Origin of the sequence: Nonomuraea sp. PA05 (assembly GCF_008086045.1) — a bacterium.
In the GTDB taxonomy this organism is placed as follows: domain Bacteria; phylum Actinomycetota; class Actinomycetes; order Streptosporangiales; family Streptosporangiaceae; genus Nonomuraea; species Nonomuraea monospora.
This window is the reverse complement of record NZ_VSEY01000078.1, coordinates 1-15,027: the sequence shown is the minus strand read 5'-3', so window position 1 is coordinate 15,027 and position 15,027 is coordinate 1. Positions and strand designations below refer to the sequence as shown.

The following is a 15,027-nucleotide window of genomic DNA, read 5'->3' as shown; positions in this document are numbered from 1 at the left end:
ATGCTCAGGCGTCCAGGTGCCCACCGTAGCGCTGGATCAGGGCTGGTCGGTCGTGGACGTGCTCGGCGCGGCCTCCCCCGGGCTCGCGTATCGGACCTCCATCAGCCGCTCGACGCTCGCCGGCCGTTCCGGCCAGCAGCGAGGCGAGATGGGCGGCGTCCGCCGGCGCGGTGTCGTCCGTGATCAGGTGGGCGCACGGTCCCGGCGGCGCTTGGCCGTCCCCGAGCCGCAGCCAGGCCACGCGATCGGGCTCGTCGTGGAGCTTGTCCAGGTGAGCCATGGCGACCTCACGGGGATCCGGTCGTTCCGACACCCGACACGTGCGGTGCCGCCACGGTGGCCGTGCTGCGCGGCCACCGTTGTCGGTGGAGACGAGGACCAGGCACGAGCCCTGCTCCCGCAGCCGCGCGGCGTGCCCCACCAGTGCGGAGGCGGTTTCCAAGGGGTTCGCCCACGCGGCGATCTCGGTGCTGACGTCGAGGACGTAGCCGCGGTCCGTGTCCGCGGGCAGCATGCTCGCCTGCGGACTTTCCCAGTCGGGGGTGAGCTGCACCAGCGCCATCCGAGTATTGGATGAGGGCGCGGATGGCGACGGACCGCTTCCCTCTGCCCGGCGCGCCGCCGACCACCGCGAGCCCGCCCGACCCGAGCCGTTCGAGGACGCGGGCGACCGCACCCACTTCCACCCACGCCTTGCGCAGCGTCGCGAGCGGACAGGTGACCGTTGTCTATCGCGTCTCTCCCGGTGCTGGTCGTGGAGCACAGCGGCGTTCTGCCGCGGCCAGGCCCGCCGGTTGCATGCGGCCCTGCTCCCGCAGCCGCGCCACCCGCGCCACGTTCCGCGCCGACCAGGCGCTGCGCGGCCGGCGCGGGGTGTAGCGCTGGAGGTAGGTGCCGGCGTCGCGGCGGCGGGTCAGCCCGTCGATCCAGCCGTAGCACAGCGCCTCCTCCAGCGCCTGCTCGTACGTCAGGCTCGTCGGCTCGGTGGTGCCCTTCTTGGCGAGCACCACCCACACCTCGGTGTCCGTGCCGTGGTGGTCGGCGAGCCAGTCGCGCCACGCGGCCGCGTCCGGAAAGAGGATCATGACGTGCCCTTGAGTGAGGCGAGGATCTCCAGGTAGTGCGGGTTGTACATGAAGCCGAGGACGTTGCCCCAGGGGTCGATGACGGAGGCGGTGATGAAGCCGTCGCCCCGGTCGTGGACCGCGTCGTGCTCCTTGGCGCCCATCGAGACGAGCCGCGCGAGCGTCGCCGGGACGTCGTCCACGTGCCAGTGGATCATGGCTCCGGCGGGGCCGCCGATCGTGGCGGGGTCGGGGGTCATGGCCAGCGGGGTGCCGGCGTACTGGCTGTGGATGACGCCGAACTCGTGCTGGTAGTCGCCGATGCGCCACTCCATGTAGGCCGGGGTGTCCATGTACGGCGGGATGCCGAACAGCTCGGTGTACCAGCGCTTGGTGGCTTCGAAGTCGGGTGAGTAGAAGGCGGTGGTGGTGAGTCCTCGTAGCATTTCCTGCTCCTGTTCGCGGGTTCGTGTCCTCATCATGAACCCCGAAAGTGCTCACGGAATGAGCACTTTTCTGAGCAGTTTCACGACCGGCGGCGGCGCGCCTCCCAGATGCCCGCCGCGACGCCCGAGATGAGCCCGACGAACGCGATGACGGCGATCTCGACGGTGCCCATGGCGCCCAGCGGGGCCAGCAGGCTGCCGACCACGATGAACGTGAGCAGGGCGGCGATGGCGCCCACGATGACGGGCATGTGCGAACCTCCTGACCCTGAGCAGATTCCCGCTCAGGGCCGGAGGAACACCGGGCCAGGAGCAGCGTTCAGCGGAGGGTGGCCGTGAAGGTGCGGCCGTAGGCCTGGTGGGTGGTGGCCTGGATGAGGGTGCCGCCCGGTACGCGGCGCACCGTCACCCCCTCGTCCGCCGAGTCGAGCCGGAGCCGCGCCCCCCGCACCACGACGGAGACCCGCTCGCGCTTCATCGTGGGGTCGGACAGCGCGACCGTCGTGCGCCCGCCGGCCGCCCGGACGAGGACCGAGGCGGGGCCGTCCACGAGCAGCCGTTCGACCGGGCGCGGCGGCCCGTCGGCGAACACGTTGCAGGCCACGATGCCGAGCGCCTTGTGCCTGACGGCCTGGACGTGGCGGTCGTTGGCCAGGACCGTCAGCGGCCCGTCCCGGTAGGCGCGCAGGTCGGCCTCCGTGGCGTTCGGCACCAGGGCGTACGCGAAGGCGGGGGCGCCGATCGCGGCGGTGAACACGTTCTTGATGATGGGGGTGTCCGGGTTGGACGCGCGGACCACCCGGCGGCTGCGGGTGACCGTCTCCAGGCCCGCCGTCACGGGCTGGCCGGTGAGGAAGGCGTAGCCGACGGCGGTGCCACGGGTGCCGTTGGCGTACCGCAGCCAGCGCGGCGCCGACGTGCCCGGCTGCCAGGCCTGCCCGTCCCAGCGCTCGCCCGTGAGGGTGACCGCGTCGGCGGGAGCGGCGATGCGGCTGTCCACGGTGGTCACCACGTCGCGCCCGCCCTGCCCTGAGACGCCGGCGGCGAGCACCACGACCTCGTCGTCGAACATGAACCAGGACTTGGTGGCGCGCGCGTTCCGGTAGGCGACGAAGTCGTCCGGCAGGATGCCCGCCTGCTTGGCGGTGTAGGCGGCGTCGTCGGACTGCACCATGCCGGCGGCCCCGTACGCGCCGAGCGTCGCCCCGCCGGAGAAGGCGTTGCCCGCGCGGGGGAAGTACACGTAGGCGTTCTGGGATTCGGAGGAGGAGGTGAAGTTGAGCGGGTGCCCCGGGTTCTCGTACCAGAAGCGGCCGTACAGGTCGGGGACCGTGCGCCGCTCCTCGACCGGCGCGGTGACCCCGGCCAGCCGGTACGGCGAGACGGCCGTGTAGTAGTCGACGCCGAACGCCTCCCGCTGGTCCTCGCCCGCCAGGTACAGATAGTAGGCGCCGTCGCCCTGGAACCAGGGCATGAGGTTCTCGCCGTTCATGTACTCGTACTTGCTGATCCGCTCCGAACTGCGGGCCAGCGCGAAGGCGTAGCCGGGGCGGCGGTGCACGGTGCGGTCCATGGCGTTGAACGCGACGCAGCGCTCGGCCGGGTTCAGGTCGGCGGCAGGTACGGTGGTGTCGGCGCGGATGGCGGCGTAGCGGGCGATGCTCACCGGGGAGACGAACGAGGCCGTGTCGGCCGCCGGCAGGAACCTGAGGTACCTGCGCAGCGGCAGGGCGTCCTCGACGTGGTCGGCCAGGTCGGCGATGGCCTCGATGACCACGCCGATGTCGGTGTAGCCGCTGCTGGTGCGGGAGACCGCCCGGCCCTTGACGATCTCCATCATCCAGCCCTCGAAGATCAGCGGGGCGAAGCCGTCGGTGATCCACCGGTACACGACGCCGGGCAGGTCCTGCGTGCCGCCCGCCGCCACGCCTTCGAGCATCTTGAGCGTCTGGACGACGCGGGTCAGCAGGATGCGGCCGTACGAGCCGGTGTAGGCGACCGAATGGTGCTGGATGAAGGAGCCGTCGCGGTAGTAGCCGTCGGTGACTCCGTGCTGGAGCCGGTACGGGTCGATGGTGGCGAAGACGGTGGCCTGGTCGGCGATGGCCTTGGTGACGCGGGCGTCGTCGGCGGTGAGCGCGCCTTGCAGGATGCGGTTGGCGGTGATGTCGGCCAGGTTCGCCCCGGTGTGGAAGCGGGAGTCGAGGTCGACGTCGCCGTTCTTGCCGCTGCGGAGGTAGGCGTCCATGGAGGTGAGGTACGTCGCGGTCAGGTCGCCGCGTAACCCTTCGGGGAGCAGGACCAGCGTCCTGCTCACGTGAGTGGGGATGCCGATCTCCCAGTTGTGCCAGTTGCCGTAGTAGCCGGCCGACTGGTCGCCGAAGTGGCGTTCGTGCAGCCACCGCAGGCCGTCGGCGACACGCTGCTGCGCGGTGGCGTCGTCCACGAGGGCGCTGCCGGGGGCGCGGGTGGCGAGCGCGATCTCGTACAGGTACTGGTAGGCGAGGCGGAGGTTGGCGTCGTCGGTGCCGAGCCGCAGGCCGGCGAACAGCTCGCCGTCGCCCGCCTGGTCCATGGCCGTCAGCCGCTGCCTGGCGGTGGCGAGGATGGCGGCGAGCTTGCCGACCACCTCGGGCCTGGCGTTGACCTCGGGGGTGCCGGCGAAGATGGCGAGGGTGTTGGCGAGCAGTCTCGCGTGGTCCACCGCCGCGGCGCGCGACGGGGTGGCGGTGGCGGCGAGCAGGCCGGTGGCGGGGATGAGGGAGAGAACCTGGCGGCGGGACAAGTGCGGCACGGCGAGCTCCAGGCCGTTCGGCGGATACGCTGGGGCTCACCGTACATGATCTTCAGCTTGCGGTCGCCCCCCTACTTCGACAGGTAGAGGGTCTTCCAGGTGCCCGCGTACAGGCAGGTGAGCGACGGCTTGGCGGCCTTGGCCTCCGAGCAGACCTTCAGCTCGACCTGGTAGACGTCCCGATGCTTGAAGGAGAACTTCTTCGGGCTGCCGTAGGAGCAGTCGCGGGCCCAGCGCTCCCGGTTCGGCAGCTCGTTCCCCGACCGGTAGGTGATGCGGAAGACCGCCCAGCCGCAGGCCGCACCGCGGGTGTTGTCCTGTACCTTGCCGGAGATGCGGACGACGTCGGCGGTCGGCAGGTCGGCGTGGTCCTCGCCCGTGGCGGTCAGCGTGCCCGCGGCCTTGGCCGCCTTGCCGGGAGCGTGGTAGGGGCCCCACGTGTCACTCGCCGCGTGGGCGGTCTGGGCGGTGAGGGCGAGGGCGGCGGTGGCCGCCAGGGTCAGGCCTGCAAGGGTTCGAACGATCGCCATCGGGGGCCGTCCTCTCGGCTGGGGGATGGCCATACTGTGCGGTCGATCGATTTCAGGTGACTTGCCGGAGAACGTTCTTCGCTTGCAATCTTCTTGCCGCGCATAGTCTGAAAGAGGATTGGCCCCCGCGGCGACCGACGAGAGGTGCGGCACATGGCCGACGCGACCCCCGACCAGCCGCCCCGGCGGTTCCGATCGAGCCGTGGCCGCCGCGTGGGCGACGCGGTCATCAGCGTGTTCATCCGGGCGGGCCTGGTGCCCGGCTCCTACCTGCTGACCACCCGCGGCCGTAAGACGGGACGTCCGCGCACCAACCCGGTGACCGTCGTCGAGCACGACGGCAAGCGGTGGCTGGTCGCGCCCTACGGGGTCGTCTCCTGGGTGCACAACGTGCGCGCGGACCCGAGGGTGACGCTGCGCCGCCGCTTCGGCACGCGCGCCTACACGGTGCGGGCGGCCACGCCGCAGGAGGCAGGGCCCGTGCTCAAGCTGTACATCGCCGTCGCGACCCCGACGCGGCCGTACTTCCGCGCCACCAAGGACTCCCCGGTGGCGGACTTCGTCGCCGAGGCGGGACACCACCCGGTGTTCGAGCTGACGCCCGTCGCCGGGAAGGGCTGAGGCCATGCCGGAGTTCGACGCCGAAGGTCTCTTCGACGACGACTACCTCTACTTCTTCGCCGGTCACCTCGACGCCCGCGCCGACGCCGAGACCGACCTGATCTGGCGGGTGCTCGACCTGCGGCCCGGCCTGGAGGTCCTGGACCAGGCGTGCGGCCACGGGCGCATCGCCAACCGGCTCGCGCTGCGCGGCTGCCACGTCACCGGGCTCGACCGCTCCCCGGTGTTCCTCGACAGGGCCCGCCAGGACGCCCGCGCCCTCGGCGTCACGGTCGACTACGTGCACGGCGACATGCGCCGGCTGCCCTGGACCGGACGCTTCGACCTGGTCGTGAGCTGGTTCACGGCCTTCGGCTACTTCAGCGACCCCGAGAACCGGCAGGTACTCGCCCAGGCCGCCGCCGCGCTCAGGCCGGGCGGCAGGCTGGCGCTGGAGCTGAACAACTACAGCGCCGTCGTGCGCACCTTCCAGCCGTCCCGCGTCATCGAACGCAACGGCGACCTGGTGCTCGATCAGCACGAGCTCGACCCGCTCACCAGCAGGCACCTGGTGGAGCGGACCATCGTGCGCGACGGCCGGCTGCGGAAGGTCCCGTATTTCGTGCGCATGTTCACCTATCCCGAACTGCGCGACTGGCTGCTCACCGCGGGCTTCACGGACGTCAGGGTCGCAGGGGCGGACGGCGGGCCGTTCACGATGGACAGCCGCCGCATGATCGTGGTGGCTCAGCGCTAGCTGAACGCTCCCAGCCGCCGCACCGCCTGGTAGTAGGAGCGGGCCAGCCGATCGCAGGCGGTCCTGCGGATCTCGGCGTACGTGGCGCACACCCGTCCCATGTCGAACAGGAAGGCCTGGTCGACGCGCTCCTTGTGGCCGGGGAAGCGGCTCATCGCCTTGTAGTTGCGGTAGCCGAAGTCGTGCCGCACGCACGGCATCCGGAAGTCGTAGCCGAGCGGCTTGTCGGGGCTGCCCGAGCACAGGTCGGTGGACCAGTCGAAGGCGTACGGGGCCCAGGACGAGCGGTGCTCCCAGGCGTCGCGGAAGGCGGCGGCGCTGCGGGCGGTGGGCTGGGTGAGCGCGGACAGCGCGGTGAGCTTCTGCTGCAGCGTCACGGCAGGGGCCGGGAACGCGGTGATCAGAACGAGGGCGGCGAGCGATGATCCAACCATGACAGCCAGCTTCGCGTGACCGCCCCGTCGTTCGTGCGTGATGCCGGGCAGTGCCCGTTCAAGATTTAGTAGATGCGGTACTTCTTGCCGCAGTTGTCGAACTTGCCGGCCCAGCAGGTGAAGGTGTAGACCTTCTTGATCCCCTTGCCGCTCCACGCGCCGGTGACCTTGCCGTCCCAGGCCTTGTTGAACTTGTGCCAGGAGCCGTTCTGGTACACCTCGAACCACACCCAGGCCTTCTTGCCGCCGGTCTTGTCCACGCCGTACCACTTCGTGAACACCTTGCCGCCGGAGGCCCAGGTCTTGCCGTAGGTGTAGGCCTTGTGGTCGCTGGAGAAGAACTTGCCCCACTTGACCACGGTTGCGGTGCTCTGAGTGGAAGCCTGGGCGGCGGCCGGGCTGAGGGCCAGGCCGGTGACGGCCATCGAACCGGCCAGGGCGGCGATCGCGAGGGTCTTACGCATGATCGGGTCCTTCTTTCGGGGTCTTGGTGCTGCCGGGCTCGTCCCGACGAGAAGGACACTACGGACGACGCGAGCGATCATCTGTGGAGGAATCCACACATCGGCCGTGATCGGCGCCACACCCCTCTACCTGCGCGTCACCCGCATCCTGATGTCGTCCTCCGCCCACAGCACGAACCGCTCCACCGGCACCACCGGATGCCCCTCGACCGGCTCGAACCGGAACCGCTTGAGCAGCACCGCCAGCACCAGCTCGGCCTCCACCATGGCCAGACTCGCCCCCTCACAACTGCGCGGCCCCAGCCCGAAGGGCACGTAGGCGTAGCGGGGCCGGCCCGCCGAGGCCTCGGAGGTGAACCGGCCGGGGACGAACGCGTGCGGGTCCGGCCAGTAAGAGGGGTTGAGGTGAACGGCCCAGAAGGGGTAGAAGATCGTGGTGCCCGCCGGGATGTGGTGGCCGCCGAAGGTGAGGTCCTCGGTGGTTTCGCGGGCGCCGTACGGGCCTGGCGGGTAGAGGCGCATGGCCTCCTTGAGCGCCATCTCCAGGTACGGCAGGCGCTTGAGGTCGGCGTAGGACGGGGCGGCCCGGTCACCCAGGACGTCGTCCAGCTCGGCGGCCACCCGCGCGGCGGCCTCCGGGTGGCGGGCCAGGAGGTGCAGGGTCCAGGAGACGGCCACGCCGGTGGTGTGGTGGGCCGCCAGCATGATCATCAAGACGGTGTCGCGGATGCGGGCCGCCGTCATGTCGGCCTTGACCAGGGCCGCGACCAGGTCGCTGCCGCCGGTGGCCAGGACGCCGTCCACGACCGCGCGCAGGTGCGCCAGCGCCTGCTCGGCCCGCCTCAGGTCGTCGTCGCTTTCGTGCAGGCGGCCCAGGTAGACGGTCAGCACGGTCTCGAACGCGCTCACCACGCGGGCGGGGTCGTCGAGGTCGCCGCCGAGCGCGTACCGGCAGATCATCCGCAGCGACAGCGCGCTCAGGTCCTGCTGCAGCGCCACCTCCCCCATGGACTCCCAGCGGTCGGCCAGCTCCGTGGCCAGGGCGGTGAAGGCGGGGAAGTGGGTCTCGTGGGAGCGGCGCCCGGCCAGGACCGACAGCAGGGCGCGGCGGAACGGGACGTGCTCGTCGGCGGGCAGCGTCTGGAGGTTGCCCGCCTCGCACAGCGGGGCCAGGAACGCGAACAGCTCGTCGGGCCGTTTGTTGACGGCGGCCGTGGCCTCCAGCAGCACGGGGTCGGCCACCGAGACGGCCGACGGGGCGCCCGGGAGCTGGAAGCGCACCAGCGGGCCGTAGCGTTCGTGCAGGTCGAGCTGGTAGGCGTGCAGGCCGCCCGCGGCCGTGATGGCGCTCAGCCCGCTGTCCGGCTGGGGAGGGGGTCCGGGGATATCGCGCACCTCGTCACGGTCTCCTGATCGGGAACGCTTGGCAAGCCTCTCTGCTACAGGTTGCTCGCCAGGTGGGCCGCGGCGGCGATCGTGGCCGCGTACTGGGTGGCGACGAGCGATCTGATCGGGATGACCTCGTGCGCGGCGGCCGCGTCGGTGGCCAGCCACCGCTCGTACGCCGCGGCGACCAGCTCGCGCGTGCGCCCGATCGAGGCCGCCCGGTTGCCCGCGGCCAGCTCGGCGTCCAGCCCCCGCAGCAGGATGCCGCCGTACCGCAGCCTGAAGCTGTGCCCGTCGCCGGTCAGCGAGCTGACCTCGGCGACCGTGGCGGGCCTGCCGGACTCCGGCAGGCGCCCGCGCTCCGCCGTGCTCCGCGCCACACCCCGCATGACGGGGGTGAAGAAGCGGGTGGCCCGCCAGTACGGCGAGCCGGGCGCGACCAGGTCGTCCTGGAAGGCGTCGAGCGCGCGTTCCAGCAGCCCGGCCAGTTCGGCGACGGCCTCGGCCTTGGCCGTGAGCGCGTGCGCGTACGAGGTGGCGGTCGGGGAGTCGTCGCCGGCCGCCGGGTCCTTCCAGTACGGCAGCTCGCTGATCAGCGTGAGCGCGCCGTGCCGGCCGGCGTAGGAGGCGGTGTTGTCGCCCGAGTCGCCGTTCCACTGCTGCCCCTGCTCCATCATACGGTCGTAGGCGCGCCTGATCGACCCGACGTGGAAGACGCCGTCGTCGTAGCGGACGATGTGCGGCGCCTCGGGCTCGCCGCGGTGCAGGGGCAGGCCGAGCCGCTCGGGTACCTCCCGCAGGACGGGGAACAGGGCGCGCTCGGGCCTGCTGACGTAGTAGTAGACGCCGCCCAGCTCGCTGTTGTGCAGGGAGCAGACCAGCGCGGGCCGGTGCTCGTCGATGAGGTTCATCAGGGCCCGCGTCTCGGGCAGCGGCGTGTCGAAGTAGGCGTCCTTGTAGGCGAGCGGGAACGTCCACTCGATCTGGTCGCCGCCCGCCGGGCGGTAGAAGTGGCGCGCGTAGTGCTCGCGGGTGAACGGCCCGCGCAGCCAGCCCTCGTTCAGCCGGAGCCCGTCGGGGTCGATGCAGGCGATGACGTGCCAGCGGTGGCCGAGGCGGGCGCGCAGCCCGGCGTCGGCGCACAGCCGGCGGGCGAGGTGGACGGCGGTGAGGCCGCCGATCGGCTCGTTGGGGTGCGGCAGGCCGAACACCAGCGCCTCGGCGCCGGCGGGCGGGCCCGCGGTCAGGCACAGCAGGCGGCTGCCCTGCCTGGACCTGCCGACCTCGCGCAGCTCGGCGACGTCAGGGAACTGCGACGCGAGCGTCTCCAGGAGGTGCTCCAGCTCGTCGACGCCCGCGAAGGCCTCGAAGTCCGGAACGGTGTCCAGCTCGTTTTCCAGCCATTCGGGTAGCACTGCGCGCTTCCTCCCTTTTGTTACTTAAGTCTGCCTACCGCAGTGCGTCGGAGGCCAGAGCGCGAGACGCTCACGTATGGAGGTGAGACCGTCCCCCATGGACCGTCTCAGCAGGAGGGCGGCACGATATGACCATGCTGCTACTCGCTCTGATCACCCTCGTGCTGCACGGCGCCCTGACGGGCCTGTTCTACACCTTCTCCATGTCGGTCATGCCGGGGCTGAACGCCACCGACCCCGCCCAGGCCGAGGCGGCGATGCGGAGCATCAACAGGAAGATCCTCAACCCCTGGCTCTACCTCGTCTTCCTCGGCTCTCCGCTGGCCGCGCTGGTGGCCGGGTTCCTCGCGGACGGGCGGGCCGCCCTGTGGTTCTTCGCCGCCGCGGGCGTGAGCTTCGCCGGCTCGTTCCTCGTCACGGTGGCGGTCAACGTGCCGATGAACAACGCGCTGGACGCGGGCACCATGTCGTTCAAGGACTACTCGCCCCGGTGGACCGCCTTCAACACGCTGCGCGCCGTGGCGTCGGCCGCCGCGCTCGTCCTGGTCGGGCTCGGGCTGACCGAGCTGTGATCGACGGGCCGGTGGAGCCGTCCAGGTCAGTTCCTCGACGGCACCAGGATCCCGCGGCCCCGCAGCCGCCCGCCGTCCAGGTCGTCCATGGCGTCGTTGACGGCGTCCATGGGGTACGTCCTGGTGTGCAGGCGCACCTTGCCCCGGGCGGCCAGGGCCATCAACTCGTCCAGGTCGTTGTAGGAGCCGACGAGGTTCCCGATGACGTTGATCTCGGTGGAGATGATGTCGATGGTGGGGATCTGGACGCTGCCGCCGTACCCGATGACGAAGTAGGAGCCCGCGCGGCGCAGCATCGCCACGCCCTCCCGCTCCGCGCCGTCCTCGCCGACGAAGTCCAGCACCACGTGCGCGCCCAGACCGCCGGTCAGCTCGATGACCGACTCCACCTGCCGGCCGTCGGCGGGCACGGTGTGCGTGGCGCCGAGTCCCTCGGCGAGCTTGAGCGCCTCCGCCGACCGGTCCACGACGATGATCTCGGCGGGCGTCATCGCGGCCAGGCACTGCACGCCGATGTGGCCGAGCCCGCCCGCGCCGATCACCGCGACGCTCGTGCCGGGATACAGCAGCGGCTGCGCCTTGCGCACCGCGTGATAGGCCGTCAGCCCGGCGTCGGCCAGCGCCGCGACCTCGGCCGGATGCAGCGACGGGCTCAGCCTCACCACCGAACGGGCGGAGGTGAGCAGCAGCTCCGCCATGCCGCCGTCGGAGTCGATGCCGGGGAACCGCGCGGCGGCGCAGTGCACGTCGTCCCCGCCCCGGCACGCCCGGCACAGCCCGCACGTGACGAGCGGGTGCACGATCACCGCGTCCCCCGGCCGCACGTTCGTCACGGCCGCGCCGACCTCCCGCACCCAGCCCGCGTTCTCGTGCCCGATCGTGTACGGCAGGCCGACCCCGGTCTTGCGCGCCCACTGGCCCTCGACGATGTGCAGGTCCGTACGGCACAGCCCGGCGCCGCCGATCTCGACCAGCACGTCCAGGGGGTTGCCGACCCGGGGTTCAGGGACGTCCTCCACGATGGGACGCCTGGTGTACTCGTGCAGACGTACGGCTTTCATCGCCAACCGCTCCCTGGTTGAGACGTCAGCCCGATCGTCGGCGCGGCCCACAAGGCGGTCAACGGCCGATATTTCAGAACACGGGAATTTCGGCCCTACTCGTCGAAGTGCTCCTTGAGGATGACGCCGTGCACGCCCGTCGTCCTGTCGACCACCTGCGACACCTCGAAGTTCGTCGCCGCCGACAGGTAGGCGTAGGCCACCGCCCGCTCCATCCCCTGGTCGTGCTCCAGGAAGTCGAGGGCGTTGACGACCGCGCGGCGCATCGCCACGTCCAGGTCGTTCACCTGGCCGCCCTGGGAGCCGTCGGGGTCGGAAAGGCCGATCGGCAGCCACGCGTCGCGCGTCTCCGCGAACGGGTAGTGGAAGGCCACCGACGGCGCGTCGGACGAGCCCGCCTTGCAGACGGTGAGGCGGAAGGTGGCGCGCAGGGAGCCCTCCATCGCGGTCAGCGCCACCTCGCCGCCGCCCATCGCGTGGTGCGGGTCGCCCGTGTAGAACAGCGCGCCCTCCGCGAACACCGGCAGGTAGAAGGTGGCGCCCACGCCGAGGTGGTGGATGTCGATGTTGCCGCCGCCGAGGGTGGGCGGGATGGAGTTGAGCGCCGGGTCGGTGATCCGGTCGGCGGTCGCGAACGCGACGCCCATGATCCCCATGAACGGCCGCAGCGGGAACGTCACCTCCTTCCGCCCGCCTTTGAGCACGCCGCGGCCCCGGCGCACCGGGGTGAAGACGGACACGTTCCCGTATTTCGTGGGATCGCCGGTGGGGCGGCCGTCGGTGGCCACGGGCGGCATGACCTCGTCCACGGTGATGCCGTCGGGTGCGCCGCCGGACGCCGCCCTGGCCAGCGCGCCCTTGCCGTGGCGGCTGGAGACGACCCCGTACGGGACGCGCGGCAGCAACGACAGCATCTCGACCTTGAGCACGTCGCCGGGGCGCGCGCCGTCCACGTGGATCGGGCCCGTCACCACGTGCGGGCCGTCCACGTCGAAACTGCGCGGGGTGCGGGAGTAGTCGCGGGCGATCGCGACGGCGTCCTGGAGCACGTCGGCGCGGCGGACGCCGTGGCCACCGAAGTAGGCGACGGGGTCGCGGCCCTGGTCCTCCAGGATGCCCTCGTGGGAGACCGAGTCAACGGTGACCGTCTCGCCCGACCTCATCCGCAGGACGGGCTCGCTGGTCGTGGACGGCACGTAGCCCCATCTGATCTGGTCGGCGGTGGAGCGGAGGTAGTGCTTGCCGTGGATCGGGCCCTTGCCCGGCTGGAGGATCTCGCGGGGCTGGGCCGCCGCCGGGCTCGCCGCCATCGAAGTGGCTCCCGCCCCCGCGCCGAGGGCCGCCGCGACACGCAGGAAGCTCCGGCGTCCGAATCTGGTGATCAGGGCTTCCCGTACGTCGGCCGGGGTCTTCTGGACAGTCATGGGGGCTCCTCACAACGCCTCGCTCGTGCCCCCGATCATCGAGTACGGCTGTTGCGCCGTTGTTTCGCCCGGTCTGAAAAAATGTCTTTCGAGTACGACCTATCGGAAGGCACAACGAGATGGCACCCAACATCGCCACCGCACGTCGTGTCGAGCTGCCCGACCTGCTCGACTTCCTGCGCACCCGGCACCACGGCCTGCTGTCCACCACCCGCGCGGACGGGCGCCCCCAGCTCTCCCCCGTCTCCTGCGGCGTGGACGCCGGCGACACGATCGTGGTCTCCACCTATCCCGACCGCGCCAAGGCCGTCAACGCCCGCCGCGACGATCGGGTGTCGATCTGCGTGCTGTCCGACGACTGGAACGGGCCGTGGGTGCAGGTGGACGGGCGCGCCGAGGTGCTCGACATGCCGGAGGCGCTGGAGGGGCTGGTGGAGTACTACCGGTGCATCGCCGGTGAGCACCCCGACTGGGACGAGTACCGCGAGGCCATGCGCCGCCAGGACAAGTCGCTGATCCGCATCCACATCGACCGGTGGGGGCCCATCGCGACCGGCGGGTTCCCTGCGCGGCTGGTGAACGGCGACTGAGGCGGATCACACCATGGCCAGGTAGGCGGCCAGCTCCTCGGGCGAGGAGGTGGCGATGCCGACGTAGCCGTCCGGCCTGATCAGCGTGTGCCTCGCGTTCTCGCGCGGCTGCGCGGGCACGTACGCGCGCACCTCCGGCCCCCTTTTTTGGACGCGGGGCGCCGGATCAGGGGACAGCAGCGTGAAGTGCGGCCCCCGCAGCAGGTCGAACATGCGCGCCCGCCGCCCGTCCGCCAACTCGACCGGCCCGTCAGGCACCCGCTCCCCGCCACTCCTGGCCAGGGACCCGCCCCGGTAGCTCAGCGAGAGCTGGTAGGTCTCCTCGTCCCGCTTGACCGACTTCTTGTCGTGCAGGCCCGCGCTGAGGCCGAGCACGCCGGCGGCGATCGGCCTGCGCTCCTCCTCGTAGGTGTCCAGCAGCGCCTCCGGCGCGCCCGCCAGCACCCTGGCCAGCTTCCAGGCCAGGTTGTAGGCGTCCTGCACGCCCGTGTTGAGGCCCTGCCCGCCCGCCGGCGGATGCACGTGCGCGGCGTCGCCCGCCAGGAACACGCGGCCAGAACGGTAGCGGCCGGCGAGCCGGATGTTGACCCGGTAGAGCGACGACCACAGCAGCTCCGTCAGCCGCACCCCGCGCAGCATCGACCGTTCGGCGAACATCCGCTGGTACCAGGTCAGCGTCTGCTCCGGCTCGGCACCCGGGCGCAGCGAGGCGAGAAGCTGGAAGGTGTCGGTGCCCGCCATCGGGTACAGCGCCACCATGCCCTTGCCCGGACGTGCCCAGACGTGGATGTGCTCCCTGCCCAGCCCTTCGACGCGCACGTCGGCCAGGGCGCTGCGCTGCTCCTCGCGGGTCTCGCCGGTGAAGGGGATGCCCAGCGCCTTGCGTACGGTGCTCCTGCCGCCGTCCGCGGCGACCAGGTAACGCGCCCGCACCACGCTCTCCCCCGAGCCCAACCGCGCTGTCACCATGTGCGCGTCCTGTTCGAACGCCGTCAGCGCGACCCCCTGCTCCACCTTCCCGCCCAGCTCCGCCAGCCGCTCACGCAGAACCGCCTCGGTGCGCCACTGCGGGTGCATCATCACGGTCGGGTACGGCACCGCGTCCGTGGCGGCGGTCCGCTTGTGCATGCGCGCCTGCCAGATCGGCACCCTGCCGACCCTGATCCGCAGCGGCGGGTACGGCGTGGCCGCGGCCAGGATCGGCGCGATCACCCCGAGGTCGTCGAAGACCTCCTGCGTACGGGGCTGCAGCCCCTTGCCCTTGGAGCCTCCGGAGGGCTCCGGCGCCCGCTCGACCACCCGGCAGGTGACGCCGCGGCGGGCCAGGTCCACGGCGAGGGTGAGGCCGGTGGGGCCGGCGCCGACGATGAGTACGTCCGTGTTGTCGTTCATGTGGCAGACCGTGCCAGGCGGCGCTGCCGGATCGCTGTCAGCGGCTGCCGGGCGCTGTCATCCCCTCCGCTCCCCAGTCCCACAGCGCCTGGAGCACG

The 15,027-nt window shown here is 71.4% G+C and carries 17 protein-coding genes; 4 read left to right on the top strand and 13 right to left on the bottom strand.

The features are described from left to right. Positions 1–4: 4 nt before the first annotated feature. The 6 genes from FXF51_RS58270 to FXF51_RS58250 form a co-directional block, all read right to left on the bottom strand. A complete protein-coding gene (locus FXF51_RS58270) occupies positions 5–562 on the bottom strand; it encodes a hypothetical protein (protein WP_148443484.1) in 558 nt (185 codons plus the stop codon). Positions 563–728: 166 nt separating this feature from the next. Then, the gene (locus FXF51_RS58265) at positions 729–1,085 is read right to left on the bottom strand and encodes a YdeI/OmpD-associated family protein (RefSeq protein ID WP_148443483.1); all 357 of its coding nucleotides are present in this window, start codon (positions 1,083–1,085) and stop codon (positions 729–731) included. After that, the gene (locus FXF51_RS58260) at positions 1,082–1,510 is read right to left on the bottom strand and encodes a VOC family protein (RefSeq protein ID WP_148443482.1); all 429 of its coding nucleotides are present in this window, start codon (positions 1,508–1,510) and stop codon (positions 1,082–1,084) included. The genes FXF51_RS58265 and FXF51_RS58260 overlap by 4 nt, the downstream gene beginning before the upstream one ends. 80 nt (positions 1,511–1,590) lie before the next feature. Then, positions 1,591–1,761 carry a hypothetical protein gene (locus FXF51_RS61640; RefSeq protein WP_187415168.1) on the bottom strand — a complete coding sequence of 57 codons (171 nt, stop codon included), beginning with the start codon at positions 1,759–1,761 and terminating at the stop codon, positions 1,591–1,593. A gap of 68 nt (positions 1,762–1,829) precedes the next feature. Further along, positions 1,830–4,304, bottom strand: a complete 2,475-nt coding sequence (locus tag FXF51_RS58255) for a polysaccharide lyase family 8 super-sandwich domain-containing protein (RefSeq protein WP_148443481.1) — start codon at positions 4,302–4,304, stop codon at positions 1,830–1,832. Between the two features lie 71 nt (positions 4,305–4,375). Beyond that, complete coding sequence (locus FXF51_RS58250) at positions 4,376–4,834, bottom strand: hypothetical protein (protein WP_148443480.1); 459 nt, start codon at positions 4,832–4,834, stop codon at positions 4,376–4,378. A gap of 153 nt (positions 4,835–4,987) precedes the next feature. Between FXF51_RS58250 and FXF51_RS58245 the strand changes: the two genes are divergently transcribed. Both FXF51_RS58245 and FXF51_RS58240 read left to right on the top strand, forming a co-directional pair. After that, a complete protein-coding gene (locus tag FXF51_RS58245; RefSeq protein WP_148443479.1) occupies positions 4,988–5,455 on the top strand; it encodes a nitroreductase family deazaflavin-dependent oxidoreductase in 468 nt (155 codons plus the stop codon). 4 nt (positions 5,456–5,459) lie between these two features. After that, positions 5,460–6,191, top strand: a complete 732-nt coding sequence (locus tag FXF51_RS58240; protein WP_148443478.1) for an SAM-dependent methyltransferase — start codon at positions 5,460–5,462, stop codon at positions 6,189–6,191. Here the strand turns inward: FXF51_RS58240 and FXF51_RS58235 are convergent. The 4 genes from FXF51_RS58235 to FXF51_RS58220 form a co-directional block, all read right to left on the bottom strand. Beyond that, a complete protein-coding gene (locus tag FXF51_RS58235) occupies positions 6,188–6,625 on the bottom strand; it encodes a phospholipase (protein ID WP_148443477.1) in 438 nt (145 codons plus the stop codon). The genes FXF51_RS58240 and FXF51_RS58235 overlap by 4 nt on opposite strands. Before the next feature lie 65 nt (positions 6,626–6,690). After that, complete coding sequence (locus FXF51_RS58230; protein WP_148443476.1) at positions 6,691–7,089, bottom strand: hypothetical protein; 399 nt, start codon at positions 7,087–7,089, stop codon at positions 6,691–6,693. A gap of 126 nt (positions 7,090–7,215) precedes the next feature. After that, positions 7,216–8,484 (bottom strand): cytochrome P450, encoded by a 1,269-nt coding sequence (locus FXF51_RS58225; protein ID WP_148443475.1) that lies wholly within the window; start codon positions 8,482–8,484, stop codon positions 7,216–7,218. A 44-nt stretch (positions 8,485–8,528) separates the two neighbouring features. After that, entirely contained in the window at positions 8,529–9,890 is a 1,362-nt protein-coding gene (locus FXF51_RS58220; protein WP_148443474.1) for a M14 family zinc carboxypeptidase, read from the bottom strand. A 134-nt stretch (positions 9,891–10,024) separates the two neighbouring features. On the opposite strand from FXF51_RS58220, the gene FXF51_RS58215 reads away from it, so the two are divergent. Further along, on the top strand, positions 10,025–10,462 hold the full coding sequence (locus tag FXF51_RS58215; RefSeq protein WP_148443473.1) for a DUF1772 domain-containing protein: 438 nt from the start codon (positions 10,025–10,027) through the stop codon (positions 10,460–10,462). A gap of 26 nt (positions 10,463–10,488) precedes the next feature. Here the strand turns inward: FXF51_RS58215 and FXF51_RS58210 are convergent, their stop codons facing one another. Both FXF51_RS58210 and FXF51_RS58205 read right to left on the bottom strand, forming a co-directional pair. Next, positions 10,489–11,523 carry an NAD(P)-dependent alcohol dehydrogenase gene (locus FXF51_RS58210; protein ID WP_148443472.1) on the bottom strand — a complete coding sequence of 345 codons (1,035 nt, stop codon included), beginning with the start codon at positions 11,521–11,523 and terminating at the stop codon, positions 10,489–10,491. A 95-nt stretch (positions 11,524–11,618) separates the two neighbouring features. Further along, positions 11,619–12,947 (bottom strand): acetamidase/formamidase family protein, encoded by a 1,329-nt coding sequence (locus FXF51_RS58205; RefSeq protein WP_148443471.1) that lies wholly within the window; start codon positions 12,945–12,947, stop codon positions 11,619–11,621. 119 nt (positions 12,948–13,066) lie between these two features. On the opposite strand from FXF51_RS58205, the gene FXF51_RS58200 reads away from it, so the two are divergent. Then, positions 13,067–13,537, top strand: a complete 471-nt coding sequence (locus FXF51_RS58200; protein WP_148443470.1) for a PPOX class F420-dependent oxidoreductase — start codon at positions 13,067–13,069, stop codon at positions 13,535–13,537. Between the two features lie 6 nt (positions 13,538–13,543). Here FXF51_RS58200 and FXF51_RS58195 read toward each other — a convergent pair whose 3' ends face one another. Beyond that, positions 13,544–14,929 (bottom strand): FAD-dependent oxidoreductase, encoded by a 1,386-nt coding sequence (locus tag FXF51_RS58195; protein ID WP_148443469.1) that lies wholly within the window; start codon positions 14,927–14,929, stop codon positions 13,544–13,546. Between the last annotated feature and the right edge of the window lie 98 nt (positions 14,930–15,027).

Coding starts and splice junctions, on each gene's coding strand:
- FXF51_RS58270 (WP_148443484.1), bottom strand. CDS start 562: ATGGCGCTGGTGCAGCTCACCCCCGACTGGGAAAGTCCGCAGGCGAGC.
- FXF51_RS58265 (WP_148443483.1), bottom strand. CDS start 1,085: ATGATCCTCTTTCCGGACGCGGCCGCGTGGCGCGACTGGCTCGCCGAC.
- FXF51_RS58260 (WP_148443482.1), bottom strand. CDS start 1,510: ATGCTACGAGGACTCACCACCACCGCCTTCTACTCACCCGACTTCGAA.
- FXF51_RS61640 (WP_187415168.1), bottom strand. CDS start 1,761: ATGCCCGTCATCGTGGGCGCCATCGCCGCCCTGCTCACGTTCATCGTG.
- FXF51_RS58250 (WP_148443480.1), bottom strand. CDS start 4,834: ATGGCGATCGTTCGAACCCTTGCAGGCCTGACCCTGGCGGCCACCGCC.
- FXF51_RS58245 (WP_148443479.1), top strand. CDS start 4,988: ATGGCCGACGCGACCCCCGACCAGCCGCCCCGGCGGTTCCGATCGAGC.
- FXF51_RS58240 (WP_148443478.1), top strand. CDS start 5,460: ATGCCGGAGTTCGACGCCGAAGGTCTCTTCGACGACGACTACCTCTAC.
- FXF51_RS58235 (WP_148443477.1), bottom strand. CDS start 6,625: ATGGTTGGATCATCGCTCGCCGCCCTCGTTCTGATCACCGCGTTCCCG.
- FXF51_RS58230 (WP_148443476.1), bottom strand. CDS start 7,089: ATGCGTAAGACCCTCGCGATCGCCGCCCTGGCCGGTTCGATGGCCGTC.
- FXF51_RS58215 (WP_148443473.1), top strand. CDS start 10,025: ATGCTGCTACTCGCTCTGATCACCCTCGTGCTGCACGGCGCCCTGACG.
- FXF51_RS58210 (WP_148443472.1), bottom strand. CDS start 11,523: ATGAAAGCCGTACGTCTGCACGAGTACACCAGGCGTCCCATCGTGGAG.
- FXF51_RS58205 (WP_148443471.1), bottom strand. CDS start 12,947: ATGACTGTCCAGAAGACCCCGGCCGACGTACGGGAAGCCCTGATCACC.
- FXF51_RS58200 (WP_148443470.1), top strand. CDS start 13,067: ATGGCACCCAACATCGCCACCGCACGTCGTGTCGAGCTGCCCGACCTG.
- FXF51_RS58195 (WP_148443469.1), bottom strand. CDS start 14,929: ATGAACGACAACACGGACGTACTCATCGTCGGCGCCGGCCCCACCGGC.